Here is a 25,422-nt window from a genome sequence, read left to right on the forward strand (position 1 = left end):
CCATAGCCACCCTCGAGCGCGCAGGATAGCATGCTCGCATGAGTCGCTCGCCTTGGCGGCGGCTCAGTTTCTCAATAGCCACAGGAGGTTTGCATGATGCGCAAGGATATTCGTCTTCCCTTTATGGCGACGGCGCTGCTCGGCGCGTTACTGGTCGCCGTACCCCAGGCCCAGGCCAAGCCCGGCCCCGAGACGTCGCATGAGCTTCACGTACAGGCACAGTCGAGTCTCGACGTGGCGCCGGACATGGCACGACTCAACGCTCGCTTGTGGGAGCGCACCCCCGCCGTGGCACGCAGCGAAGACGACGGCGACGACCAGGCCCTTGGCGATGCGCGCGAGCAACTGGAATCACGTACCGGCGATTTGATTCGCGCCCTGGAAGACGCCGGCGTGGAGAGCCGCGACATTCAAGCCGGCTCGCTCAATGTTCGCCCCGAGATCATCTCGCGGTCACAGCAGGACGACGACGCGGAAGATCAAGTCCGCACCCAGGTCGAGCGTCCTGTGAGTGTCACGGTTCGCGATCTCGAGCGCTTGCCGAGCATCCTCGATGCGCTGACCGCCGCCGGCGTGGATGCTCTGGATGGCGTCGAATACGACCTCAAGGACCGCGACGCAGCCACCGACAAGGCGCTGTCGAAGGCCCTAGAGCGCGCCACGCACAAGGCGCAACTGATGGCCGACACCCTCGACATCCAACTCGGCGAAGTCATACGCGTCGAGGAAACGCAGTCTCCCACCTATGCGCCGCGTAGCATGATGATGCGCGCCGAGTCTGCCGACGCCAAGTCAGCGCCGGAATACCGCGCCGGAGAAATCACCATCGATGCTGGGGTCAACGTCACCTGGGAAATCGAGGACTAATTCGACCACGTCGATTCCGACATGCAGAAGCCCGGCCAAGGCCGGGCTTCTGCATGGATGCAAGACGTTCTTGCTGGGCTGCGTTCAGCCAGTGAACTGTCGCTTCACGCGCGGGCTCAGCATTTCACCAAGCACGGAGATCACCACCAGCACCGCGAGGAACCACGGCCACTGGCTGCCGATATCGATGGTCATCACGCCCAGCGCATCGATAAAGATCAGCACGATCCCCAGCGGGCTGACATAGCGCACCATCAACAGCCACAAGGCATGCTGACGCTTGGAAAGGCGCAACTCGTCGCGGAAGATCTCATCGCGGAGCAGGAAGCCGGCCATCAGGCAGAGGCCCAAGCCACCCAGCGGCATCATCCACCGCGAGGTCAGGTAATCGAGCCAATCGAAGAAGTTCTTGCCGGCGAGGGTCCAATCGGCGCCCAGATTGAACGACAGCATGGCCAAGGTGCTCAACAGCCAGAGCACGATGCCACTGCTCCAGGCCGCCGCCTTGCGACTCATGCCCTTGCGCTCGGTCAACCAGGCCACGGTGGCTTCGATCATCGATACCGCCGAGGTCAGCGCCGCCACGCTGAGCATCACGAAGAAGATGACCTGCAATACGCTTCCCATCGGCATCTGCTGGAACGCCAGGGGCAGACTCATGAAGATCAACCCCGGACCGCTGGCCGGGTCCATGCCGTTGGCGAAAATCGCCGGAAAGATCGCCAGCCCCGCCATCAACGCAATCAGCGTGTCGCAGATCGCCACGGTGAAGGTGGTCCGGGCGATGGACTTGTTATCGGGCAGGTACGCGCCGTAGGCCATGATCGCCCCCGCCGACAGTGACAGCGTGAAGAACGCATGCCCCATCGCCGCCAGCAGCCCCGCACTCGACAGCTTGCCGACCTCGAAGGAAAACAGGAACGTCACCGCCTCGCCGAAGCCACCCGAGAACATGGCATAGACGATCATTACCAGCAGCAACAGCACCATGCCCGGCATCATCCAGCGCATGTTGCGTTCGATGCCTTCCTGTACCCCTTTGCCGACGATGCACATAGTCACCACCGTGACCAGGGTGCTCCATGCGCCCAGGCTCAGCGGATTGGCGTTGTTGGCCCCGAAGATGGCCGCCATGTCGTCGACATTACCGCCTTGTAAGCCGCCACTGAGCGCCTTCCACAGATAGGCCAGCGACCAGCCGGCGACGACCACGTAGAACGACAGGATCATGAACCCAGCGAGCATCGACATCCAACCGAAACCGGACCAGATCTTGCCGCGTCCAGATTCCTGCGCCACACGCTTGACCGCGTCGATGGGACTGCCGCGTCCGCGCCGCCCGAAGGCGATCTCGGTCATCATCGCGGGGATACCGATACACAGGATGCAGGCCAAATAGACGAGCACGAAGGCGCCGCCGCCGTACTCCCCGGTCATGTAGGGGAACTTCCAGATATTGCCCAGGCCCACCGCCGAGCCCGTCGCCGCCAGCACGAAGCCCCAGCGGCCGATCCAAAGATTTTTGGGTTGCTGTCTTGCCGTCATGGTTCACCTGAAGGGTTATTGTTGTGGTTCATGCAGCGCAGCGCGAGCACTTGCCACCGCGAGATTCTACCGTTTTCCGTTGGCATTTCGCGAACCGCGCGCCATGCCCGTATCGTGTGCGCTGGAGCCTGGCCCCGGCATATGCGAAGCTGCCCACACAACGCCGCCTGCACGTGGCGGCAAGGAGCGACAGCCAAGGAGGTGGCATGTCACGCCAATTCGCTATCCTGGGTCTCGGCTATTTCGGTAGCACGGTGGCGCGCGAACTCAAGCGCCACGCAAACCAGGTACTCGGCGTCGACCGCGACGAGGCGCGTGTCGATGCGCTGGCCGAGTATCTCGATCATGCCGTGATCGCCGATGTCACCGACGAAAAATCCCTCGCCGAACTTTCCCTCGAGAATTACGACGCCGTGATCATCGACGTCGACGGCAATCTCGAGGCCAGCGTGATCTGCACGCTGCATGCCAAGGAACTCGGGGCACGCGAGATCTGGGCCAAAGCGCATTCCGACGCCCACTACAAACTGCTCGACCGCCTCGGCGCGGACCATATCGTCTACCCCGAGCACGATACCGGTGTCCGCGTCGCCGAAAGCCTCAATTATCATGCCATGGTCGATTTCATTCGTCTCGGCGAACGCGAATTCGTCGTCGAAATCGAAACCACCGAGCGCCTCACCGAACAGTGCGAGACTGTCGCCCACTTGGGGATCGACGAACGTGCGCTCCAATTGGTGGCCATCAAGCGCGGCGACGAGGTGATTCGCGCCCCGGGACACGACACCGCCCTCGTCTGCGGCGATCATCTCGTGCTGCTGGGCGATCTCGCCGCCCTGCGCGAGCTCGGCAACAAGCTATGATCAGCGCATCACCCCACCGCGTCTGTGCATTCGGCATCCCGGGAGAGCGCTGAGCATGCGTCTTTGGAAGCGTCTAACGCGTCCGTTCCGGCATGCGCCGCACGGTCGCGTGCTGCGACTTTCGCCGCCGGAATCCCTGCTGCTGGGTTTTACCCTATTGTGCTTACTGGGCAGCGGGTTGTTGATGCTGCCAGGGGCCGCAACGCAGCCGCTCGCCTGGCATCAGGCGCTGTTCACGGCGACCTCGGCGGTTACCGTCACCGGCTTGGCGGTCATGGACACCAGCAGTTTCACGGCGCTGGGTCAGGTCATTCTGTTGGTGCTGATCCAGATCGGCGGGCTGGGTTTCATGACCTTCGGCGCACTGACGCTGCTTTTGCTCGGCGCGCGTCTCCCCTTGCAGCAGCAAACGCTGGTGCGCGAGGCGCTCGGTGAAACCTCGTTCGGCGCGCTCTCGCAACTGATACGCATGGTGGTCGCCTTCGCCCTGGTGGTCGAGGCGCTGGGCACCGCGCTGCTGGCACTGCATTGGGTGCCGGAGCTGGGTTGGTCGCGAGGGCTCTGGGCAAGCCTGTTTCATGCCGTGTCCGCGTTCAACAACGCCGGCTTCTCGCTGTGGCCCGATAGCCTGACGCGTGACGCCGGCAACCCGCTGGTGACGCTTGTCGTCAGCGCGCTGTTCATCGTCGGCGGACTGGGCTTCGTGGTGATCAGCGATATACGCGAGAAGCGCCGTTGGGGCCGCTTCTCGATGCAGACCAAGGTGGTGATTTGCGCCACCCTGGCCGTCAATCTCGTCGCCATGCTGGCGCTGGGGTGCCTCGAGTGGCACAACCCCGCCACGCTGGGTGGGTTGGAAAGCCTCGGCGACAAGCTTCAGGCCACCTGGTTCCAGGCCGTGACACCGCGCACCGCAGGCTTCAATAGCGTGGACACCGCCGCCATGACCGATGCCTCGTCGCTGCTCACCATGCTGCTGATGTTCATCGGCGGCGGCGCGAGTTCCACCGCCAGCGGGATCAAGCTCACCACCTTCATCGTACTCATCCTGGTGGCTCGCGCCTTCCTGCGCGGCACGCAACCCGCGGCTTTCGGGCGCGCCATCGCTCAACAGACCGTGATGAAGGCCATCGCCGTGGCACTCGCCGGGGTCTCGCTGGTGTTCGTGACGCTGCTGGTGCTGACCATCACCGATAGCCGCCAGGCGTTTCTCGATCTGGCCTTCGAGAGCGTCTCGGCGTTCGGCACCGTGGGACTGTCACGCGGCATCACCGAAGAACTCTCGAGTCCCGGTCAGTGGATGCTCATCCTGACCATGATTCTGGGGCGTGTCGGGCCGCTGTCGTTGGGCTATTTCCTCGCCACACGGCGCACCAGTGGCATGCGCTATGCCGAGGGCCATATCCAGATCGGCTGATGGGAGCTGGCATCAATAGCCTGGGGGCTTGCAACATTTCGATAATTATTTAAATATAGAAACATCGCAACCCACTTTACGACTGGGACACAACATGCCACTCGCCCTTCCCATCTTCATCGTCACGCTCGTCCTGGTCATCTGGCAGCCACGCGGCCTGGGCATTGGCTGGAGCGCAAGCGCCGGCGCCCTGGTCGCGCTGCTCACCGGCGTCATCCATCTCGAGGATATCCCCGCCGTCTGGGATATCGTCTGGAACGCGACCTTTACCTTCATCGCCATCATCATCACCAGCCTGCTCCTCGACGAGGCCGGTTTCTTCGAGTGGGCGGCACTGCACATCGGGCGCTGGGGCAACGGCCGCGGCAATCGACTATTCGCCCTGGTGGTCCTGCTCGGCGCGCTGGTGGCCGCCGTCTTCGCCAATGACGGCGCCGCACTGATTCTCACCCCCATCGTTTTCGAAATGCTCATCGCCCTGGGGTTCAGTGCCGGCGCCACCCTGGCCTTCGTCATGGCGGCCGGATTCATCGCCGATACCGCCAGCCTGCCGTTGGTGATATCCAATCTGGTCAATATCGTCTCGGTGGACTATTTCGAGATCGGCTTCGGCGAGTACGCCAAGGTCATGGTGGTGGTCAACATCGTCTCGGTGCTGGCATCGCTGGGCATGCTGTACCTGTTCTTCCGCCGCGCCATTCCCGACGCCTATGCCCTCGAGGATCTGCGCACCCCTCGCGAGGCGATCCGCGACCCGGCAGTGTTCAAGGCCGGCTGGTGGGTGCTGGGGCTCTTGCTGATCGGCTTTTTCGTCGCCGAACCGCTGGGTGTACCGGTCTGCGTGATCGCCGCCATCGGCGCACTGATTCTCTTCATCATCGCCCAACGCGGCCAGCATATTCGCACCCGCAAGGTATTGCGCGAGGCGCCCTGGAACATCGTGGTGTTCTCGCTGGGCATGTACCTGGTGGTCTATGGGCTACGCAATGCCGGCCTCACCGACATGATCGCCGTCGGCCTGGAATGGCTGGGCGCGCATGGCCCATGGATCGCCACGCTGGGTACCGGCTTCATCGCCGCAGGGCTATCTTCGGTGATGAACAACATGCCCACGGTGCTGGTCGTAGCGCTGTCGATCGATGCCAGCGATGTGGCCGATCTAACCCAGCAGGCAATGGTCTACGCCAATGTCATCGGCAGCGACCTGGGGCCCAAGATCACCCCCATCGGCAGCCTGGCCACCCTGCTCTGGCTGCATGTGCTGGCACGCAAGGGTATGCAGATCAGTTGGGGCTACTATTTCAGGGTCGGCATCGTACTCACCGTGCCGGTATTGACGCTCACGCTATTGGCACTGACCGCCTGGCTACAACTGCTCAACGCCTGACACGCGAGCGCCGTATTTCTCGGAGGTAGACATGAAATTTCTGATCTTTCTCGGCTCGACACGCGACAGCCAGCCGCCCAAACCACCCCGGGTCGGCGAGCGCGTAGCACAGGCCTGCCGTCGCTACGTCGAGCTGGCGCATGCCGATCATCAGGTCGAGATCATCGACCCACTCGACATCGATCTCGGCACGGTGTTCAAACCCCATTTCGCCTATGCCCAGCACCAGGCGCCCGAATCGCTGGACCAGCTCGCCGACAAGATTCGCCAGGCCGACGGCTACATCATGGTCAGCCCCGAATACAACCACAGCATGAGTCCTGCCCTCGCGCATCTGCTCAATCATTTCGGCAGTTCGCTGTTCGCCTACAAGCCGAGCCTGATCGTCACCTACTCCGGCGGCCAATGGGGTGGCGTTCGCGCAGCGGTGGCCATGCGCAGCTTTCTTTCCGAGCTGGGTTGCCTGCCGGTGTCCGCGATGCTGCATATTCCCAAGGCGGGCGAGGTATTCCAGGCGGATGGCACGCCGGCACTCGAGCAGGACACCGAACGCTGGAAAGGGTATTTCGGACGCGCCACGACCCAACTTTTATGGTGGGCCGAAGCGGCCAATGCACAGCGCGAGGCGGTGGACCCGCATGCCATCATCGAAAACTTCACGCGGACGCCGGCTCAGCGCAACGCTCCCGACGAGGGAAGTTGATCGCCCGCGGCAGCCGCACGAAGAAGCAGCTCAGCAGCTCCCCGCATCGTCAGGCAAGCGGCACTGCTCAGGCTGGTCATCGCAGCAATGTGCGGTCAAGTAATCCACCAGCCCGCGCATATGCGAGAAATCGGCACGGTAATGCACATGGCGGCCATGCGATTCGCCATGTACCAGGCCGGCATGGGACAACTCCTTGAGATGAAAGGAGAGCGTCGAGGGCGATACTTCCAGCGCCTCTGCGATATCGCCGGCAAAGGCACCGTCGGGGCCGACACCGACCAGATAACGGAAAATCGCCAGCCGCGTGCGCTGCGCCAGCGCCGAGAGCGCCTTGAGCGCGTCGTTGGTTTCCATGATTGCACAACAATTGAAGTGACGTTGATCCCCGACTATCCCATACAGGAGACCCCCATGCACGATCTTCCCAATCTTGAGGACGCGCACTTCGCCGTGCCCTCCGCCGCGGGCTTGTTCGATACACTGCCCAGTACGCACGCGCCGCGCATCCTGATGCTTTACGGGTCATTGCGTGAACGCTCGTTCAGCCGCCTGGCCAGCGAGGAAGCCGCCCGTTTGCTGCACGCCATGGGCGCCGACGTACGGCTATTCGATCCGCGCGGCCTGCCTCTCCCAGACAGTGAGGATGCCACGCATCCCAAGGTGCAGGAGTTGCGCGATCTGGCGCAGTGGTCGGAAGGCATGGTGTGGTGCTCGCCGGAACGTCACGGCTCGATGAGCGCCATCATGAAGGCACAGATCGACTGGATTCCGCTTTCGCTGGGGGGAGTACGCCCAACCCAGGGCAAGACCCTGGCGGTAATGCAGGTGTGTGGCGGCTCGCAGTCCTTCAACACCGTCAATCAATTGCGCGTGCTCGGTCGCTGGATGCGTATGCTCACCATCCCCAATCAGTCCTCAGTGCCCAAGGCATTCCTGGAATTCGACGACACAGACCGCATGCAGCCCTCGCCGCTTTACGATCGCATCGTCGATGTCATGGAGGAGTTGATGAAATTCACGCTGCTGGTGCGTGACCGCAGTGACTACCTGACCGATCGCTATTCCGAACGCAAGGAAAGTGCCGAGCAGGTCTCGGAACGGGTCAATCAACGCGCCATGTGACTTCACGAATGCCAAGGCAGCGTCTTTCATCAAACTGACACACATTGGCATTACATTATTTTTACCATATCTATTGAAAGGACGATCCCATGGCCAAACAACGCGTCCTGTTCCTGTGTAATGCCAACTCCGCCCGCTCGCTCATGGCCGAGGCACTGCTGCGCCATATGGCCGGACAGCATTTCGAGGCCTATAGCGCCGGTGTCGAACCGGACCAGCCCCATCGCGCGACGCTGGAAGCGCTCGATCGACTCGGCGTGAAGAGCGATGGACTGGCCAGCGAGCCGCTGGAGACGTATGCGGGACAATACTTCGACAGCGTGATCATTCTCTGCGAGAAAACTCAGCAACAGTGTCGCGAATGGCCCGGCGATGCCGGGGAGCTGCTGTTCTGGGATATCCTCGATCCACGCCTTAGCGCTCGCGAAGATGCCTACGCCCAGGCACTGCAGGAGATTCGCACCCGGCTTCAGCTATGGCTCAACGTCAAGCGACGGGAAACGTGAAGGCTCGGACGATTAACTCCCGGGCCAGCCATGTATACGCGTAACTCACATTGCTATCCTTTCCCTGCGTATAGGGAATCCTTCATCCTTCCACGACAAGGAGACACCCGATGACACTGCGTATCGGCATCAACGGACTCGGCCGCATCGGCCGTCTTACCCTGCGTGCCTTGTGGACTGCGCGCCAGACGCAATCTCTGGAAATAGCGCGCATCAACGATCCCGGCGGCGATGCCGAGACGTTCGCGCACTTGCTGGAATTCGATTCTGTTCATGGTCACTGGGCACCGGGACAGGGCCTCGAGGCACGCGAAGACGCGCTGCTCATCGATGGTGTGACCGTCCCCTTCAGCGCCAACCAAGGCTTCGCGGACAGCGATTGGTCGGGATGCGATGTGGTGATCGACGCCTCGGGCGTCGTCAAGAAGAGCGCGCAATTGTCACCGTACTTCGATCAGGGCGTGAAACGCGTGGTCGTTTCCGCGCCGCTCAAGGACGACGACGTGCTCAACGTGATCATGGGCGTCAACGATGGCGACTTCGACCCCGACACACATCGCGTTGTCACCGCCACGAGCTGCACCACCAATTGCCTCGCCCCGGCGGTCAAGGTCATTCACGAGACGTTCGGCATTCGCCATGGCTCGATGACCACGGTGCATGACATCACCAATACCCAGACGATCCTCGACGCGCCGCACAAGGATCTGCGTCGCGCTCGCGCCTGCGGCATGAGCCTGATTCCCACGACGACCGGCTCGGCCAAGGCAATCACCGAGATATTTCCCGAGCTCGAGGGCAAGCTGAATGGCCATGCCGTCCGCGTGCCACTGGCCAACGCCTCGCTCACCGATATGGTCTTCGAGGTCGAGCGCGCTACCAGCGTCGAAGAGGTCAACGCCACCCTGGAAAACGCCGCCAATGGTGAACTGGCCGGTATCCTGGGATTCGAGACCCGGCCGCTGGTGTCCATCGATTACCGCACCGATCCGCGCAGTTCGATCATCGATGCGCCCTCGACGATGGTGATCAACCACACGCAGGTGAAGCTCTACGCCTGGTACGACAACGAATGGGGCTACGCCAATCGCACCGCCGAGCTCACCCTGAAAGTCGGTAACGCCTAGGACAATGATGATGACGGCCATCGAACGCTTACGCGCCCTTCCCTTCGAGATCCGCCAGTACCTGCTGGTGACGGGCAACTACTGGGCGTTCACGCTGACCGACGGCGCACTGCGCATGCTGGTGGTGCTGCACTTCCACCAGCTAGGTTACTCGCCGCTGGAGATCGCGCTGCTGTTCCTGTTCTACGAAGCTTTCGGCGTGGTCACCAACTTCGTCGGTGGCTGGCTCGGCGCACGCCTCGGCCTCAATCGCACCATGAATCTGGGCCTGGGACTACAACTGATCGCGCTGGGGATGCTGCTGGTGCCGGCGACGGCATTGACCGTCCCTTGGGTGATGGCCGCCCAGGCAATATCCGGGATTGCCAAGGACCTCAACAAGATGAGCGCCAAGAGCGCCGTCAAGGTACTGGTGCCTTCGGACAGCAGCAACGCGCAAGGCGCGCTGTATCGCTGGGTGGCGATTCTCACCGGTTCCAAGAATGCTCTCAAAGGCGCCGGGTTCTTTCTTGGTGGGCTGCTGCTGACCCTGATCGGATTCCAGGGCGCGATACTCGCCATGTGGCTGATGCTCGTCATCGTGCTGGGCCTGTCGCTATGGCGTCTACGCGCCGATCTCGGGCGCCAGAAAGCCAAGCCCAAGTTCCGCGAGGTGTTTTCCACTTCGCGCGCTGTCAACGTACTCGCTGCAGCCCGCCTGTGCCTCTTCGCGTCTCGCGATATCTGGTTCGTGGTGGCGCTGCCGGTGTTTCTCTACGATCAGCACGGCTGGAACTTCTGGAGTGTCGGCATTCTCATGGCCGTCTGGGTCATCGGCTATGGCGGCATTCAAACCCAGGCACCGCGCATCACCCGATTGCTCCACGGCGATACGCGTACCATCACCGCCGGCTGGGCACTGGCGTTGGCGCTGCTACCGGCGCTGATCGCCCTGACGCCTTTGGAAACCACCTCCTTGTGGTTGGTAGTGGGACTGCTGGCCTTCGGAGCGATCTTTGCCGTCAATTCCAGTTGGCATAGCTACCTGATCGTGCGTTTCGCGCGCGCCGAGGGCGTGTCGATGGACGTCGGCTTCTACTACATGGCCAACGCCATGGGGCGCCTCATCGGCACCGTGTTATCCGGTTGGGTTTACCAGGAGTATGGCTTGGCAGCATGCCTAGGGTTCTCTGCCGCTCTGGTGCTGACAAGCGCTCTACTCGCACTGGGCCTGCCAAGACAGACCCAGTAACCCTGCGTTGATTGTCTCCCGTCAGCGACTAGCGGCGGGAGATCTCCTAGCCGCACGCTCGGTTTTCTGCTAGAGTCCTATGCCTTTAGTTCGCTCCTTAGACGAAAGGCTAAGGCTCAAACGCCCAGCGGCGATATACGTGAGCGCAAACAACGCCCAAGTATCGAGCCTGCCGCAGCCTCACTACCAACTAATGTCCAAGGGATTATTCTTGCTTATGCATTCGATGGCATCGACAGGTCGCCAACGCGGTCTTACTCCCCCCTAGCATCACGCTTTCTGGCGCGCTTTCCACATTGAAAGTGTCAACGCCGACAGCACTTCAGCTTTCTTGCTGAAGCGCTACGTTTCCGAAAATATAAAACTGACGCAACATGCGCCTTTTTGACGTGCGACGATGCATGCAAAACGGTTGCGTTTGCGAGACTGGCAAAAGGCTCGCTCTCCATACGATGAGCCTCGCGGAGCCGCCTCACGACCCCGCACAAGGAACCCTTCATGCTTCGTTCATTCCGCCAGGCATGGCTATCCAACATTCGACTTGACCTGCTCTCGGGCATCGTCGTCGCCCTGGCTCTAATTCCCGAGGCCATCGCGTTCTCGATCATTGCCGGCCTCGACCCCAAGGTCGGACTCTACGCCTCATTCTCGATCTGTGTCATCACCGCCATCGTCGGTGGGCGCACAGGGATGATTTCCGGCGCTACTGGGGCCATGGCACTGCTCATGGTCACACTGGTCGCCGAGCACGGCCTGCAATACCTGCTCGTCGCAACCCTGCTTACTGGCGTGCTGCAGATCGTTGCCGGCTACCTGAAGCTCGGCGGCCTGATGCGTTTCGTCTCACGCTCCGTGGTCACGGGCTTCGTCAACGCTCTGGCGATATTGATCTTCCTGGCACAGCTCCCGGAGCTTACCGGTGTCACCTGGCATGTCTATGCGATGACGATTGCGGGACTGGGCATCATCTATCTATTTCCTTATATTCCCGTCATCGGGCGTATCCTGCCATCCCCTCTGATCTGCATCGTGGTGCTGACAGCCGTTTACATGATCGGCGGCCTGGATATTCGTACGGTCGGTGACATGGGCGAACTTCCCGATACGCTACCGGTCTTCCTGTGGCCGGACGTGCCCCTCAATCTGGAAACACTGCTGATCGTACTGCCCTACTCGGTCATGCTGACCGTAGTCGGGTTGATGGAATCGATGATGACGGCCACCATCGTCGACGACCTGACCGACACCCCCAGCGACAAGAACCGGGAGTGCAAGGGTCAGGGGGTCGCCAACATCGGCTCCGGCTTGCTGGGCGGCATGGCAGGCTGCGCGATGATCGGCCAGGCGGTGATCAACATCAAATCAGGCGGTCGCACACGGCTCTCGACCTTCAGCGCCGGGATTTTCTTGCTGCTGATGGTCGTCTTCCTCGCCGACTGGGTCTCCCAGATTCCCATGGCGGCGCTCGTGGCGGTGATGATCATGGTCGCCATCGGGACCTTCAGTTGGGAGTCGCTGCGCGATCTCAGGCATCACCCCATGAGCACCAATATCGTCATGCTTTCAACCGTGATCGTGGTCGTTGCCACGCATAACCTGGCGATCGGGGTCTTCGTCGGCGTGCTGCTCGCCGCATTGTTCTTCGCCAACAAGGTCGGCCAGGTGTTGTATGTCGGCAGCGAGATGGAAGACGAACATACGCGCGTCTATCGTGTGGTAGGACAGGTCTTCTTCACCTCGGCGGATCGTTTCGTGGATTCCTTCGATTTCAAGGAGACGGTCGAGCACGTGCGCATCGATCTCAGTCGAGCCCACTTCTGGGACATTACCGCCATCGGTGCGCTGGACAAGGTGGTCATCAAATTCCGCCGTGAAGGGACCGACGTCGAAATGATCGGACTCAACGAAGCCAGCGCCACGCTGGTGGACCGCTTCGCCGTGCACGACAAGCCCGATGCCGTCGAAAAGCTGATGGGCCATTGAGGATGAGCGCAAAGTGCGCTGCGACGAATGATTGACTCAAGGTATCGAGGTCATTAGGTAGCATGCAAACAGACCTGATGACGTATAATGGACGGATACCGTCGATACCATCACGAAAAATTCAAAACAGACTCCCGGTTCAGCACCGGGAGCATGAGCAAGAGGACATCAGTAGTGAACGCTCCACTCAAGGAAACCACCACTTCTACTCAAGCGCTTGAGCAGCACAAGAGTTACCGCTTCGTCGCCGATCTTCTAGCCCGCGCCGATATCCAGATCAACGGGTCACGCCCGTGGGACATGCAGGTGCATTCATCCGAAGTCTTCGACCGTGCGCTTGCCGAGGGCAATCTCGGACTCGGCGAGGCGTACATGGCCGGACTATGGGACGCCGAGCGCCTCGACGAGTTCTTCACCCGCCTGCTGCGCGCCAATATCGATAAGGCCGTGCAGCCGTCCAAGCTAATATTCCACGCCCTGCGTGCCAAGTTCACCAACCTGCAGAGCGTCAAACGTGCCTGGAAGGTCGGTGAAGCGCACTACGACCTGGGCAATGACTTCTACGCGAGCATGCTCGACAAGCGCATGACCTATACCTGCGGGTACTGGCACGACGCCGAGACCCTGGATGCTGCTCAGGAGGCCAAGCTCGATCTGATCTGCCGCAAGCTGGATCTCAAGCCCGGCATGCGCGTGTTGGATATCGGCTGTGGATGGGGCAGCTTCATGGCCTACGCCGCCGAGCATTATGGTGTGGAATGTGTCGGGCTCACCATCTCGCGCGAGCAGGCCGACTACGGGAAATCCTTGATGAAGAAGGGACTTCCCGTGGAATTTCGGCTTCAAGACTACCGCGAGACCAACGAAGAGTTCGACGCCATCGTCAGCATCGGCATGTTCGAGCATGTCGGCCGCAAGAATCACCGCGAATACATGGAAGTCGCCCATCGTTGCCTCAAGGAAGGCGGCCTCTTCCTGCTCCACACCATCGGCAAGAACGTCCGTGAAAGCACGCCGGATGCGTGGATCGACAAGTACATCTTCCCTAATGGCGACCTGCCCTCCATCGGTCAGATGGGCGACGCCGCAGGCGGGCTCTTCGTGACCGAGGACCTGCACAATTTCGGCGCCGACTACGACAAGACCCTGATGGCCTGGTGGGAGAATTTCGAAGCACACTGGCCGCAATTCAAGGAACGCTACGGTAACGAGTTCTACCGCATGTGGCGTTATTACCTGCTGTCGTGTGCCGCCGCCTTCCGGGCGCGCGACATTCAGCTATGGCAGTGGGTCCTGGCCAAGCCCGGCGTACCCGGCGGCTATTCACGCATCACCAACTGATCGTTCAACTCACCGGAAAGGATATGTAGTGGGCTATCGACGCATAATCGCTCAGCATTACGGTATTCTGGCGATCGGCTTTCTGGCCGCATTTTCCGGCAATCTCGGGCAGACCTTTCTGGTGGGCTTTTTCCAACCGGCCATTTCCGCGAGTTTTTCGCTGACCAGTGGCCAGTTCGGTATTGCCTACTCGCTGGTCACCTTGATCTCGGGCTGCCTGATCTTCTTCATCGGTCCCAAGCTGGATTGGTGGCCGGCACGACGTTTCGCTACCTTCGTCGTTTGCGGGATGACGCTGGGAATCCTGCTGCTGACGCTCTCGCCCTGGGCCGCCCTGGCCCTGATAGGCTTCGGGTTCATCCGTTTTTGCGGGCAAGGGATGTTCGTACATCTGGGCACCACCATCGCAGCACGACGCATCATGCAAGCGCGCGGTAGTGCCCTGGCACTGGTAACGTTGGCCATTCCGCTTGGCGAAGCCATTCTCCCCAGCGGTATCGCCGGCGCCCTGCACATCTGGTCCTGGCGGGAAATCTGGTGGGGTGCATTGGCAGTATTGTTGCTTGTCTGGATACCGGCGCTGCTGCTTTATCCCAATTGGCCACCCCCCAGCCAGACACGGCCCAGCAAAAGTGATGCCTCGACGAAGAAAACATCGACGCCAACACCCCGGCCATTACGCGAAGCACGCTTCTGGCGCTTGAGCTTGATGATGCTATCAGTCGCCATCGTCAATACCGGCATTTTCGTCTTTCAGGCGGACATGATCGATGAATTCAACGCCACATCCTCGACCTTCGCCATCGGTTTCGCCCTGGCGGCCGCAGGACGTGTCGCGGGCTCGCTTGTCGCAGGGCGCATGGTCGACCGCCTGGGTCCGGCGCTGATGGGCCGGCTCTATCTTTTGCCCCTACTCGCGGGACTCGTCCTGGCAGTGATCCTGCAAAACGAATGGGGCATATTGGCTTACATGCTGCTTTCCGGCATCGTGACAGGCATGCAGGAACCCACTGTCACCAGCCTGCTCATCCAGTTCTGGGGTAGCGAGCATCTCGGGCGTTTGCGCTCGATTTTCGTAGCCGGCATGGTGTTCTCCTCAGGCCTCGCCCCCGCGACATTCGGGCTACTTCTGGATGCCGGCATCACGTTCACCAGCATTCTCATGATGATGATTGCCATGGTGTGCATAGGGTTTGTACTCGCCTGGGGCCCTCTCACACAAAGTTTACACGCGCAACGCAACCCCTGAAGGAGGCGCGGCCATGAACCATCCGGATCTCGACATGGCAACGGTACGTCAGCAGCTCGAGGAAAAGCGTCAGCGCCTCGTCGAGGAAAGTCAGGAAACCGCCCAGAGCCGTGAGGTCGTCGAACTCGACCAAACCGCCAACGGACGCCTGACGCGCATGGACGCCATGCAGTCTCAAGCCATGGCCAAGGCCTCCCAGCAGCGTCGAGAGGCGAGCATTCGCTTCATCGACCTCGCCCTCAAGCGTATCGATGACCAGAACTATGGTGAATGTATCGACTGTGGCGAATTCATCACACCAAAGCGCCTGTCCTTGGACTATGCAACCCTGAAGTGTATCGATTGCGCACAATGACCCTAAGCATTCACCGGGCATCTCAAGAAAGGGCGCACATGCGCCCTTTCGCCTTTAAACAGCGCGTTGCTGTAGCAGGCGCTGCCATCAGCCATAGCGTCCGGTGATGTAATCTTCTGCCTTCTTGGTATGCGGGTTGGCGAACATCTGCTTGGTGGCGTTGTATTCGATCATATCACCAAGATGGAAAAACGCCGTGTAATCCGCCACCCGCGCCGCCTGCTGCATGTTGTGGGTCACGGTGACGATGGTGAAGTCCTTCTTGAGCTTATCCATCAGGTCTTCAATGGTGGCCGTGGAAATCGGATCGAGCGCCGAGGTCGGCTCATCCATCAGAATTATGTCGGGCTGAACGGCAATCGCACGCGCGATACACAGACGCTGCTGCTGACCGCCGGAGAGCGAAGTTCCCGGCTCGTGTAGCTTGTCCTTGACCTCGTTCCAGAGCCCCGCATCGCGCAACGCACGCTCCACCAGTTCGTCCTGGTCGGTCTTGCGACTGACCATGTCATGCATACGCGGCGCATACGCGACGTTTTCATAGATCGACTTGGGAAACGGGTTGGGTTTCTGGAACACCATGCCCACACGTCGGCGGAGTGCCACTTCATCCATGCCCCGGGCGTTGACGTCGTGGCCATCCATTTCCACCAACCCCTTGATACGCACGCTGCTGATCAAATCGTTCATCCGATTGAGACAACGCAGGAAGGTGGACTTGCCGCAGCCCGACGGACCGATCAACGCCGTGACGGTATTGGCAAAGATATCGATGCTGATGTCATTCAGCGCCTGGTGCTCGCCATACCACAGGCTGAGATCGCGCACGCGTACGCTGAGATTTTCCTCGACGCTTTCATTGCGTGTTACCGGTTGCCCCTTGTCGGGTGTCGGCGCATCGCTGTAATGGCGCACGGCTTCTTCAGATGCCGTGGACGAATCTTGCTGGGTCTGAAAGTTTTGCAGGGTCGTGTCGTTCATGGCGATGTGTCCTGTCGGAAGTCGTTTACCAGCGACGTTCGAATTTGTTGCGTAACCATACGGCGAGCGCATTGAGGAAGATCAGCACCGCCAGGAGCACCAATATGCCGCCCGCCGTCTTCTCGGCGAAGGCGCTATTCGGTTCACTGGCCCAGGTGAATATCTGTGCCGGCATGACCGTCGAGGCGCCGGTGATCGAGAGCGAAGCATCGGGAATGAAGGCCACCATGCCCACGATGATCAGCGGTGCGGTCTCGCCCATGGCCTGCGCCAGACCGATGATAGAGCCTGTCAGAATGCCCGGCAGTGACACCGGCAACACGTGATCGCGCACCACCTGCCAGCGTGAACACCCCACGCCAAATGCCGCATGACGGATACTATCCGGCACGCTACGAAGCGCCGCGCGCGTCGAGATGATAATCACCGGCAACGTCATCAGCGCCAGGGTCAAACCGCCTACCAGCGGCGAGGAACGCGGCACCCCAAAGAAGCTGATATAAACCGCCAACCCCAGCAGACCAAACAAGATGGAGGGAACAGCCGCCAAGTTATTGATATTGATCTCGATAATCTGGGTCAGCTTGTTATCGGGGGCGAATTCCTCAAGATAGACCGCCGTCATCACGCCGATCGGAAAACAGACCGCCATAGTGACCAGCATCGTCATCACCGTCCCGATAGCCGCCGAGGCAATCCCCGCCATCTCCGGCATCTTGGAATCACCGGTGGTGAAGAAGGTGGTATTGAACTTCAGATCCGCGCGCCCCTCCTCGACCAGATTCTCCAGCGTTTCCTTGTCAGCGGGACGCAAGCGATCCTCATTGCCCTTGAGATACTGATCGACACGGCTATCGGCGATGACCCACTGGGTCTGCGTGGTGTCCATCAACGCTGGGTTGTCTTCCATCTTGCGCGGCAAGGGGCGGAAAAAACCGCGCGAGATCAGCGGGCGCACATCTTCATCGACAGCGGCCAACGGCAACTTCTGAGACTGCTCGTCGTAGCTGACCTCGACCTGTATCTGCGCTTGCTGGAAAGCGGGCCATCCCCGCACCACCATGTCGGAAATGAAGACCACCAGAAACGCCGCCGAAAGAATCAAGGCGCCCAGGGTCATCCATTTCATCCGCGCCGAACGCCGATGACGTTTCTTGAGCTGCGCGGAAATTTCTTCGAACGATTGGCTCATGCTCTCGACCTATCGGATTACAGGTTGTTGACGCGATACTTCTCGCGGAAGCGGCGAATCATGAATACCGACACCACATTCAGCGTCAGCGTCACGATGAAAAGCACCAGCCCCAAGGCAAAGGCCGAGAGTGTCTGTGCGCTTTCGAATTCCTGGTCGCCGGTCAGCGCCGCCACGATACTCACCGTCACGGTGGTCATATCCTCCAGCGGATTGGCGGTCAGGTTGGGACGCATGCCGGCTGCCATGACCACGATCATGGTCTCTCCCATGGCACGAGAGACCGCCAGCAGCGATGCCGAGATAATCCCCGGCGCAGCGGCGGGCACCACCACGTTGCGCACCATTTCACTCTTGGTGATCCCCAGCGCCAAGGCGCCTTCGCGCAGACTGTTGGGTACCGAGTTGATGACATCGTCGGAAAGCGAGGAAATGAACGGGATGATCATGATGCCCATCACCAGGCCCGGCGCCAGCGCGTTGGAGTAAGAGGCATCCAGCCCGAATAGACCCGCGATGTCCACCACCAGCGGGGCCACGGTCAAGGCCGCGAACACACCATAGACAACGGTCGGAATCCCCGCCAATACCTCGATGACCGGCTTGGCCGTCTTACGTACGTACAAGGGGGCAAACTCAACCATATAGATAGCCGCACCAAGGCCGAAGGGAATCGCTACCAGCATGGCGATGAGAGTGATCATGAAGGTGCCGGCAAACAGCGGAATCGACCCGAACTGTGCGGCACTGCCACCCTCCGCGCGCCCCGCCGAACTCAGGAAACTCGCGCCCGGATTCCAGGTGGTACCGGTGACGAAATCCCAGAAGCTCTGCATCTGGAAGAAGCGCAGTGCCTCGTTGATGATCGACAGCAAAATGCCCAGCGTGGTGAGAATCGAGATCAGCGCCGCCGCCGCCAGCAGCTTGCGAATCACCCCTTCGATGGCGCGACGCGCATGAAACGCCGGGCGTACCTGGCTGAGCCCCATGGCCAAACCGATAACAGCGATGATCAAGCTCGCCGTCAATAAATACAGGACAGGGATCTCCGCCCCCATCAGTAACAAGGCAAACGCCCCCAGGGCGCTGACCAGAAGTGCCGGCCCTGCGGTGGCGAGTACCGCAAACCAGGCATATTGATCCGGCTGTGCATGCATGGTCATGCCCGAGGCCCGCACGCGCGTGGCTTTAGCGCGGCTCAGGGCAAAGGCAACGCCCCCTAATACCAAGAGCGCGATGCAAAACAGCAGGAAAACGATACTCATCGACATATCGGTCTCTCAGGATAACGTTGCTCCCAGAGGGAGGCTTCAGACTCTAGCGGGACGTCAAGCAAAGGGGCCGGCAGCGTCTGCTGCCGGCCACTTCATCTAGCTACTTACGTCCTTACTGCAGATCGCTGAGCTCGAGAGTCTCGCGGTTCTCGACAGCTTGGCGAGACGCTTCACGCTCATCGTCAGGCAGCGAGATCAAGCCGAGACCGGGCAGGTAGCCCATCGGGCTGACCATCTGCTCGCTCATGAACATTTCCGCGTAGGGATACATGGCCGGCACGTTATCGGCATGCTGATTCTTGAGATAGAAGAACATGGAACGTGCCACCGGATAGTCACCGGAACTGATGGTGTCGGGACTCGGTTCGACGCCATCGATGGTCGAGCCCAGCAGGCTATCGGCGTTTTCCTCGAGGAAGGAATAACCGAAGACGCCGAAGGCCGTGGTGTTTTCCTGCAAACGCTGGACGATCAGGTTGTCATTCTCGCCGGCATCGATCCAGGCACCATCCTGACGAATATCGGTATAGCCTTCATCGCCGTAGATATCGAAGTTTTCGGAACCGGCTTCCATCACCAGCTCTTCGAAGGAGTCCCGCGTGCCGGAGGTCGTCGGCGGCCCGTAGACTTCAATTTCACGATCCGGTAGCGAGGAATCGATATCGCTCCAGTTTTCGTAAGGGTTATCGACCAGTTCTCCGTCTTGCGGCACCTGAGCCGCCAAGGCGAGGAAGATCTGCTCACGCGTCAGCGGCACGGGCTCGTTGGCATTGGACTCGGCGACCGCAATGCCGTCATAGCCGATCTTGACTTCGGTAATGTCAGTCACGCCGTTTTCCTGGCAACGCTCGAACTCGGAGGCCTTCATGCGGCGCGAGGCGTTGGTGACATCCGCTGTATCCATGCCTGGACCATCACAAAATAGCTTGATGCCACCGCCTGAGCCCGTGGATTCGATGACCGGCGTCGGATAATCGGTGGTCGCACCGAACTCCTCGACGACGTAGCTGGCGAACGGATAGACGGTACTGGAACCGACGATGCGTAGCTGCTCGCGAGTGTCGTCCTGCGCTTGAGCGGTGCCCGCGACGCTCATCACGGCAGCGGTCAATGCGGTGGTCTTGAGGATATGGTTCATGCGGGTAACTCCTGTCGATGAGAGTGTTCAACCTTCGCGACACCTAAGATGCCTAATGAAGATGACAGCTTCATGACAGGAGATGACAAATGTCACGCGAATGATGCCTGGCATCACAGCGCGTACGGATGGCGTCACAGCAACGCCTAACGTTCGGCCACCGCCGCCTCTTCCTGTGCCCCCAGCGCGCGACCGGCCAGCCAACGCAAACCGATATTGCCCAGCAACGAGGCACCGAGCATCGTCAACACCGTCGGCCAGGCACTGGCGATTTCGAAAGCCCCCACCAGCATGCCGGCGAACGCGCCGCTGGAAAATTGCAGGCACCCCTGCAGGGCCGTCGCCGTGGCACTCATTCTGGGAAAATGATCGAGCATCGAGGACATCGCGTTGGGCGCGATCAGCCCCTGCATGCCCACGAAGATAACCATCAGCGGCGCCACGCTGTAGATCGAATCCAGCCCCGAGAGGATCAACGCGACCAGAGCCACGCCGGCACATAGCTGGAGACCCAACCCGACGACGAGGTTCTGCTGCGGTGTGCGAGTCTTCAAGAGATGAATATTGAGCCGGTTGGAAGACGCCATGACCAGAATATTGGCCCCGAACACGAACGGGTAGACGGCCGCCGATAATCCGTAATGCTCCATGTACAGATACGGCGAGCCGGTGATGAACGCGAACATGCCCGCGAACGACATCGACACTGCACAGATATACCCCATCGCCTCGCGATGGCGAAGCACACTGGCATAGTTGCCCAGCACCTGGCGTGGCGACGGCGCATCGGGATCGCGCCCGTGGGTCTCAGGAAGCTTGGTGCCAAGAAAAAACAACAAGAATGCCGCGTACAAGGCCAGGAATAGGAAGATCGACTGCCAGTTGAAGATGCCCAGCAGCACGCTCCCCACCGTAGGCGCTACCAGCGGCGCCAGCATCAGAATCATCGCCATGGTCGACATCACCTTGGCGGCCTCGCGCCCGCTGAAACAGTCACGCACGATGGCCGCCGAGTTGACCACACAGGCGCCGCCCCCCAGTGCCTGAACGAACCGCAAGCCCCACAGCGTCTCCAGAGACGAGACCTGCATGATCCCCAGGCTAGCGATCAGAAACACGACCAAGCCGGTCAGCAGCACCGGGCGCCGACCCAAGCGATCCGAAAGCGGCCCACACAGCAGTTGCCCGATGGCGAACCCGAAAAGGAACACGCTCAGCGATAGCTCAGTATGGTGAACGCTAGCGTTCACGGCCTCGGCAAGCGTGGGCATAGCAGGCAAGTAGGCATCGATGGCAAAAGGCGCCAGGGCAGTGTTGGCCGCCACCAGCAAGGCCAATCGCCGCGCATTGAGTTGAGTCACGACATCTCCCGAAAAACATACGTCGATGCACCGACGCCCTGGAGGCTCGGCACACGATAATGAAGAAGGCTAAAAGCTAGTGTGCTCATCATAGCCGATAACGGTCGCACTGGGGACCGAACATTAGCGTCGGCAACGGGAGTCGATGACAGGATATCACGGCGATGACATCATAGGAGGGCGGCACCAAGCGTGCGTCAGCGGTGCGCCTTGGAACAATCCTCGTCGGATTTCTGCTCTTCGAGCAAGTCGACCAGCGGCTGGAACTCGTCGCGATTATGATCGCTCATGCGCATGAGGATACGGTGGGCTTCGAGGATGCGTTGCTGCATGTCATCCGCGTCGGCACTTACCTGCGGCAACTCATCGAGGCTCGCCGGCTCGGTCAACGGTGCCTCCAGCAAGGTAAAGTAATGCGAAAACCCCATGACGTCGAGCATACGGCGCACGTCGGGATGCTCGGCGACGATGGTCGGCGGTTGTTCGAGCCGCCCCTGAACGGCCATGGCCACCTTGGCCAGAAAGCCGAGTGCCGTGGAGTCGACATTCGTCGCCTCGCGCAGGTCGATCATCACCGCGACGAGGCCCGGGCTCTCGGCCACGCGCTGTGCCTGCTGATCGAGCGTCGCGCATAGCGTCAGACGCACGTCACCACTGAGCTTGAGCACGAACACACCGGCGTCGAACGCCGCCTGAATACGCCCTTCATGCATGGTCGAATCCACTCAAAGTCATGATGGTGAGATCATCCGGCAATTCATCGCCCAGAACGAGCCCATCTTTCAACGCGTCCACCGACGCACTAGAGGCAATCCGGCGCTTCAATGCTTCGAGACGCTGATCGAGAGTATCGCCGCCCAGGCACTCCAAGATGCCATCGGAACACAGCCAAAGGCGGAATCGTTGCGGCAATGTACAGCCATAGGTGGGGAACTCGACATGAGGAAACAACCCCACCGGCGGCCCCTCGCCTTCGAGCACGCTGACGTCGCGATCCACTTGCAAAAAGGGCATCGGCATCTGCGCGCCGAGCGAATAGTGGAGATAGCGTTGCTCGTGGTCAAGCACCCCGGCAAACACCGTGGCATGCTTACCGATACCCGTCTCCAACAGCTCTCGATTGAGCTCCGTCAGGCAGCGCGCGGGGAAGGTCTCCGCCGCCTCTTGCCGCCACTGCGTCAGCCAGCGATTGCTGAGATACTTGAGCAGTACGGTCACGAAGGCCGACGACGCCCCGTGCCCCGAGACATCGACGAAATAAAAGAAACTGTAACGCGCATCGCAACGCTGAAAGTCGAGAAAGTCGCCCGACAGGTAAAGCGACGGTGCCAGCCAGTAATCGGCCCTCACGCCATGCAGCGTTATCGGACTGGCGGGCAGCAGTTTGCGCTGGATCTGCCAGCCGGCCTGTTGATCGAGCCGCAACATGGCCAGATGGGTTTCCAGGCTTTCGTTGAGCTCGGCCAGACGCTGGCGGTCGCGGGCATGTTCCTGAGCAAGGCGATGATGGGCGATGGAGCGCTCGATCAAGCGACGCAAGATATCGCCATGGCACTCCGGTTCGACCAGGTAATCGACCAATCCGGCATCGACGGCCTGCAGCAGATCGCCATCGAGGCGCGTCTCGCTGATGACGATGGTCGGCCAGCGCGCGGCCAACGTAGCCCAGTCATCCCGTGCGACCACCCTCACATGGGCGACCACCAAGGCCACGTCCTCGGGTAACGCGTCTACGGACGCCGTCGCCAATACGGCAAAATGTCCGCTTCCAATGAGACGCGCCAGCGCATCGCGCGATGCGCCGGGCGTGTCGAGCAGACCGATCAAAGTACGTGCGTTGGCCATGCGGGGCCTCGGGATCAATCGGCGAAGGCGTCTTCGTCGTATTCGAAATCGTCGCCGAAATCACCGCTGGCGAAGGGATCCTCTCCCGATTCACCGTCGTTGATCTCGTAGCGCCGGTTCTGGAGATACGCATCACGGATGAAGCTGTAACGATCGCCGCTAATCAACTCTTCGCGGTCGAGAAGCCCCGCTCGCGTATCGATGAGGTCGACGAAACGCAAACCATAACGCACCGAATCTTCTTCGACATAGGTCACCGGGTCGGTATACCAATCCACGGGTAATCCCGAAGTATGGCGCAGCGTACGGCCGCCCAGCACGGGCAAGACCACGTAGGGCCCCTCGCCGACGCCCCAGGTGGCCAATGTCTGGCCAAAGTCTTCCTCGCGCTCGACAAGCCCCATGCGCGAGGCCGGATCGAGAACGCCGCCGATACCGAGGATGGAATTGACCACGAAACGCCCGGATGCCACACCGGCGTTGGCCCACTTCCACTGCAATACGCTATTGACCGTGGTGCCGATCTCACCCAAGTTGCTGAAGAAATTGCCTACCCCTGACTGAACCGGTTCGGGGGTTACGTAGTCATACCCCTGAGCCACGGGTTTCAACGCATAACGATCCAGTGTGTCGTTGAAAGCGAATACCTTACGGTTATACCCCTCCCACGGATCGTCGGGATTGGCGTCTGTCTGGCCTTGCGTTGCGCAGCCGCTGACCGCCGTCACCATGCATGCTGCGGCCAGCCACTTGGTCGTTTTCATCAAGCTTTCACCTTGCGTAATAATATATTGCCCGCACTGTAGCCCGCTCCGAACGAACAGACCACCCCCACATCGCCCGCGACAAGATTTTCACGATGCAGATGAAAGGCGATGATCGAGCCTGCGGAACTAGTATTGGCATAACGGTCGAGAATCACCGGCGCCTCTGCCAAGCTCGGCTCACGCCCCAGCACACGACGCGCGATCAGGTCATTCATATGACGATTGGCCTGGTGCAGCCACAACCGCTTGAGGTCGTCGGGGGCCAGTCCCTGGGCGTCGAGATGCTCGCCGATCAGTGCCGCGACCAGCGGGCAGACTTCCTTGAACACGCGCCGCCCTTCCTGCATGAACAACTTATCGGCGACGAACGCCGGCTCGGCATCGACTCCGTGCTCCGTCACCCGGTCGAGAAAGCCGAAATTGTTGCGGATCGCATTCGAAAAGCGCGTCACCAGGCGTGTACTCAGAACCTCGAAGCGCTCCTCCGCTTGCGCCACGTCATCGGCTTCCAACACCACTGCCGTGCATGCATCGCCGAAGATGAAGTGACTGTCGCGATCGCGGAAATTGAGATGCGCCGAACAGATCTCCGGGTTCACTATCAAGACGCGTCGGGCACTACCGGCCCGGATCGCATTGTTGGCCACATCGATGGCGAAGGTCGCACTGGAACACGCCACGTTCATGTCGAAGGCATGTCCGCCGGCGCCCAATGCCGCCTGCAGTTCCACGGCAATGGCCGGATATGCCCGCTGCAGGTTGGAGCACGCCACGATCACCATATCCAGGGCATCGGGCGTGACGGCAGCATTGGAAAGCGCCTGGTGCGCCGCTTCCAAGCCCATCTCGGCCTGCACACAGAGCGCGTCATTGCCGCGTGGCGCCAATTGTGGGCGCATGCGGTCGGGATCGAGAATCCCCGCCGCCTCGACCACGTAGCGACTATGAATTCCCGAGGCCTTGACGATGAACTCACTGCTCGAATGCTCGAGTGGCTGGCGGTGTCCGTCACGAATCGCCTCGTGGTGGCGCGCGTTTTCGCGATCCACCCAGGCATTGAACGAGGCCACCAAGGTCGCATTATCGATGGCGTTGAGGGGCGTGTAGAGCCCTGTTCCAGTGATGACCGCATGCGTCATGAGCGTGCTCCCAGGTGCGCTTGGCG

At 60.5% G+C, this 25,422-nt stretch carries 24 protein-coding genes; 13 read left to right on the forward strand and 11 right to left on the reverse strand.

The features are described from left to right. Window positions 1-93: 93 nt before the first annotated feature. Window positions 94-867, forward strand: coding sequence for an SIMPL domain-containing protein (locus L1073_RS01870; protein WP_246896544.1), 774 nt, complete (start codon window positions 94-96; stop codon window positions 865-867). Between the two features lie 84 nt (window positions 868-951). Here L1073_RS01870 and L1073_RS01875 read toward each other — a convergent pair whose 3' ends face one another. After that, on the reverse strand, window positions 952-2,412 hold the full coding sequence (locus tag L1073_RS01875; protein ID WP_246896545.1) for a sodium-dependent transporter: 1,461 nt from the start codon (window positions 2,410-2,412) through the stop codon (window positions 952-954). 206 nt (window positions 2,413-2,618) lie between these two features. On the opposite strand from L1073_RS01875, the gene L1073_RS01880 reads away from it, so the two are divergent. The 4 genes from L1073_RS01880 (at window position 2,619) to L1073_RS01895 (ending at window position 6,782) form a co-directional block, all read left to right on the forward strand. After that, a complete protein-coding gene (locus L1073_RS01880) occupies window positions 2,619-3,275 on the forward strand; it encodes a potassium channel family protein (RefSeq protein ID WP_246896546.1) in 657 nt (218 codons plus the stop codon). A gap of 55 nt (window positions 3,276-3,330) precedes the next feature. Next, window positions 3,331-4,692 carry a TrkH family potassium uptake protein gene (locus L1073_RS01885; RefSeq protein WP_246896547.1) on the forward strand — a complete coding sequence of 454 codons (1,362 nt, stop codon included), beginning with the start codon at window positions 3,331-3,333 and terminating at the stop codon, window positions 4,690-4,692. Between the two features lie 94 nt (window positions 4,693-4,786). Beyond that, window positions 4,787-6,079 carry an arsenic transporter gene (locus L1073_RS01890; protein ID WP_246896548.1) on the forward strand — a complete coding sequence of 431 codons (1,293 nt, stop codon included), beginning with the start codon at window positions 4,787-4,789 and terminating at the stop codon, window positions 6,077-6,079. 31 nt (window positions 6,080-6,110) lie between these two features. After that, window positions 6,111-6,782: an NADPH-dependent FMN reductase gene (locus tag L1073_RS01895; RefSeq protein WP_246896549.1), complete on the forward strand. Its 672-nt coding sequence runs from the start codon at window positions 6,111-6,113 to the stop codon at window positions 6,780-6,782. A 30-nt stretch (window positions 6,783-6,812) separates the two neighbouring features. Here L1073_RS01895 and L1073_RS01900 read toward each other — a convergent pair whose 3' ends face one another. Beyond that, window positions 6,813-7,139, reverse strand: a complete 327-nt coding sequence (locus tag L1073_RS01900) for an ArsR/SmtB family transcription factor (protein ID WP_246896550.1) — start codon at window positions 7,137-7,139, stop codon at window positions 6,813-6,815. Window positions 7,140-7,196: 57 nt separating this feature from the next. Here L1073_RS01900 and arsH point away from each other — a divergent pair, with 57 nt between their 5' ends. From arsH to L1073_RS01940, 8 genes are all read left to right on the forward strand, one after another. Further along, complete coding sequence (gene arsH / locus L1073_RS01905) at window positions 7,197-7,907, forward strand: arsenical resistance protein ArsH (RefSeq protein ID WP_246896551.1); 711 nt, start codon at window positions 7,197-7,199, stop codon at window positions 7,905-7,907. 89 nt (window positions 7,908-7,996) lie between these two features. Beyond that, the gene (locus tag L1073_RS01910; protein WP_246896552.1) at window positions 7,997-8,413 is read left to right on the forward strand and encodes an arsenate reductase ArsC; all 417 of its coding nucleotides are present in this window, start codon (window positions 7,997-7,999) and stop codon (window positions 8,411-8,413) included. Between the two features lie 110 nt (window positions 8,414-8,523). Further along, window positions 8,524-9,540 carry an ArsJ-associated glyceraldehyde-3-phosphate dehydrogenase gene (locus tag L1073_RS01915; RefSeq protein ID WP_246896553.1) on the forward strand — a complete coding sequence of 339 codons (1,017 nt, stop codon included), beginning with the start codon at window positions 8,524-8,526 and terminating at the stop codon, window positions 9,538-9,540. 10 nt (window positions 9,541-9,550) lie between these two features. Then, complete coding sequence (gene arsJ / locus L1073_RS01920) at window positions 9,551-10,771, forward strand: organoarsenical effux MFS transporter ArsJ (protein WP_246896554.1); 1,221 nt, start codon at window positions 9,551-9,553, stop codon at window positions 10,769-10,771. 498 nt (window positions 10,772-11,269) lie between these two features. Next, the gene (locus tag L1073_RS01925; RefSeq protein ID WP_246896555.1) at window positions 11,270-12,754 is read left to right on the forward strand and encodes a SulP family inorganic anion transporter; all 1,485 of its coding nucleotides are present in this window, start codon (window positions 11,270-11,272) and stop codon (window positions 12,752-12,754) included. A 174-nt stretch (window positions 12,755-12,928) separates the two neighbouring features. After that, window positions 12,929-14,095, forward strand: a complete 1,167-nt coding sequence (gene cfa, locus L1073_RS01930) for a cyclopropane fatty acyl phospholipid synthase (RefSeq protein WP_246896556.1) — start codon at window positions 12,929-12,931, stop codon at window positions 14,093-14,095. A gap of 28 nt (window positions 14,096-14,123) precedes the next feature. Further along, window positions 14,124-15,344 carry an MFS transporter gene (locus tag L1073_RS01935; RefSeq protein ID WP_246896557.1) on the forward strand — a complete coding sequence of 407 codons (1,221 nt, stop codon included), beginning with the start codon at window positions 14,124-14,126 and terminating at the stop codon, window positions 15,342-15,344. 13 nt (window positions 15,345-15,357) lie between these two features. Beyond that, on the forward strand, window positions 15,358-15,699 hold the full coding sequence (locus L1073_RS01940) for a TraR/DksA family transcriptional regulator (RefSeq protein WP_246896558.1): 342 nt from the start codon (window positions 15,358-15,360) through the stop codon (window positions 15,697-15,699). Window positions 15,700-15,786: 87 nt separating this feature from the next. On the opposite strand, the gene pstB is transcribed toward L1073_RS01940, so the two are convergent. The 9 genes from pstB to L1073_RS01985 form a co-directional block, all read right to left on the reverse strand. Then, window positions 15,787-16,680, reverse strand: a complete 894-nt coding sequence (gene pstB / locus L1073_RS01945) for a phosphate ABC transporter ATP-binding protein PstB (protein WP_246896559.1) — start codon at window positions 16,678-16,680, stop codon at window positions 15,787-15,789. A gap of 25 nt (window positions 16,681-16,705) precedes the next feature. Next, window positions 16,706-17,872, reverse strand: a complete 1,167-nt coding sequence (pstA, locus tag L1073_RS01950; RefSeq protein WP_246896560.1) for a phosphate ABC transporter permease PstA — start codon at window positions 17,870-17,872, stop codon at window positions 16,706-16,708. Between the two features lie 17 nt (window positions 17,873-17,889). After that, window positions 17,890-19,143, reverse strand: coding sequence for a phosphate ABC transporter permease subunit PstC (pstC, locus tag L1073_RS01955; RefSeq protein ID WP_246896561.1), 1,254 nt, complete (start codon window positions 19,141-19,143; stop codon window positions 17,890-17,892). 115 nt (window positions 19,144-19,258) lie between these two features. Continuing rightward, entirely contained in the window at window positions 19,259-20,284 is a 1,026-nt protein-coding gene (locus tag L1073_RS01960; protein ID WP_246896562.1) for a substrate-binding domain-containing protein, read from the reverse strand. Between the two features lie 146 nt (window positions 20,285-20,430). Beyond that, window positions 20,431-21,645, reverse strand: coding sequence for a Bcr/CflA family multidrug efflux MFS transporter (locus L1073_RS01965; RefSeq protein ID WP_246896563.1), 1,215 nt, complete (start codon window positions 21,643-21,645; stop codon window positions 20,431-20,433). 197 nt (window positions 21,646-21,842) lie between these two features. Further along, window positions 21,843-22,358 (reverse strand): STAS domain-containing protein, encoded by a 516-nt coding sequence (locus L1073_RS01970; protein ID WP_246896564.1) that lies wholly within the window; start codon window positions 22,356-22,358, stop codon window positions 21,843-21,845. Further along, entirely contained in the window at window positions 22,351-23,490 is a 1,140-nt protein-coding gene (locus L1073_RS01975) for a PP2C family protein-serine/threonine phosphatase (protein WP_246896565.1), read from the reverse strand. The genes L1073_RS01970 and L1073_RS01975 overlap by 8 nt, the downstream gene beginning before the upstream one ends. A 14-nt stretch (window positions 23,491-23,504) precedes the next feature. Beyond that, complete coding sequence (locus tag L1073_RS01980; RefSeq protein WP_246896566.1) at window positions 23,505-24,254, reverse strand: MlaA family lipoprotein; 750 nt, start codon at window positions 24,252-24,254, stop codon at window positions 23,505-23,507. Then, window positions 24,254-25,396: a beta-ketoacyl-ACP synthase III gene (locus L1073_RS01985; protein ID WP_246896567.1), complete on the reverse strand. Its 1,143-nt coding sequence runs from the start codon at window positions 25,394-25,396 to the stop codon at window positions 24,254-24,256. The genes L1073_RS01980 and L1073_RS01985 overlap by 1 nt, the downstream gene beginning before the upstream one ends. Between the last annotated feature and the right edge of the window lie 26 nt (window positions 25,397-25,422).

The organism is Chromohalobacter nigrandesensis (assembly GCF_023061285.1).
GTDB lineage: Bacteria > Pseudomonadota > Gammaproteobacteria > Pseudomonadales > Halomonadaceae > Chromohalobacter > Chromohalobacter nigrandesensis.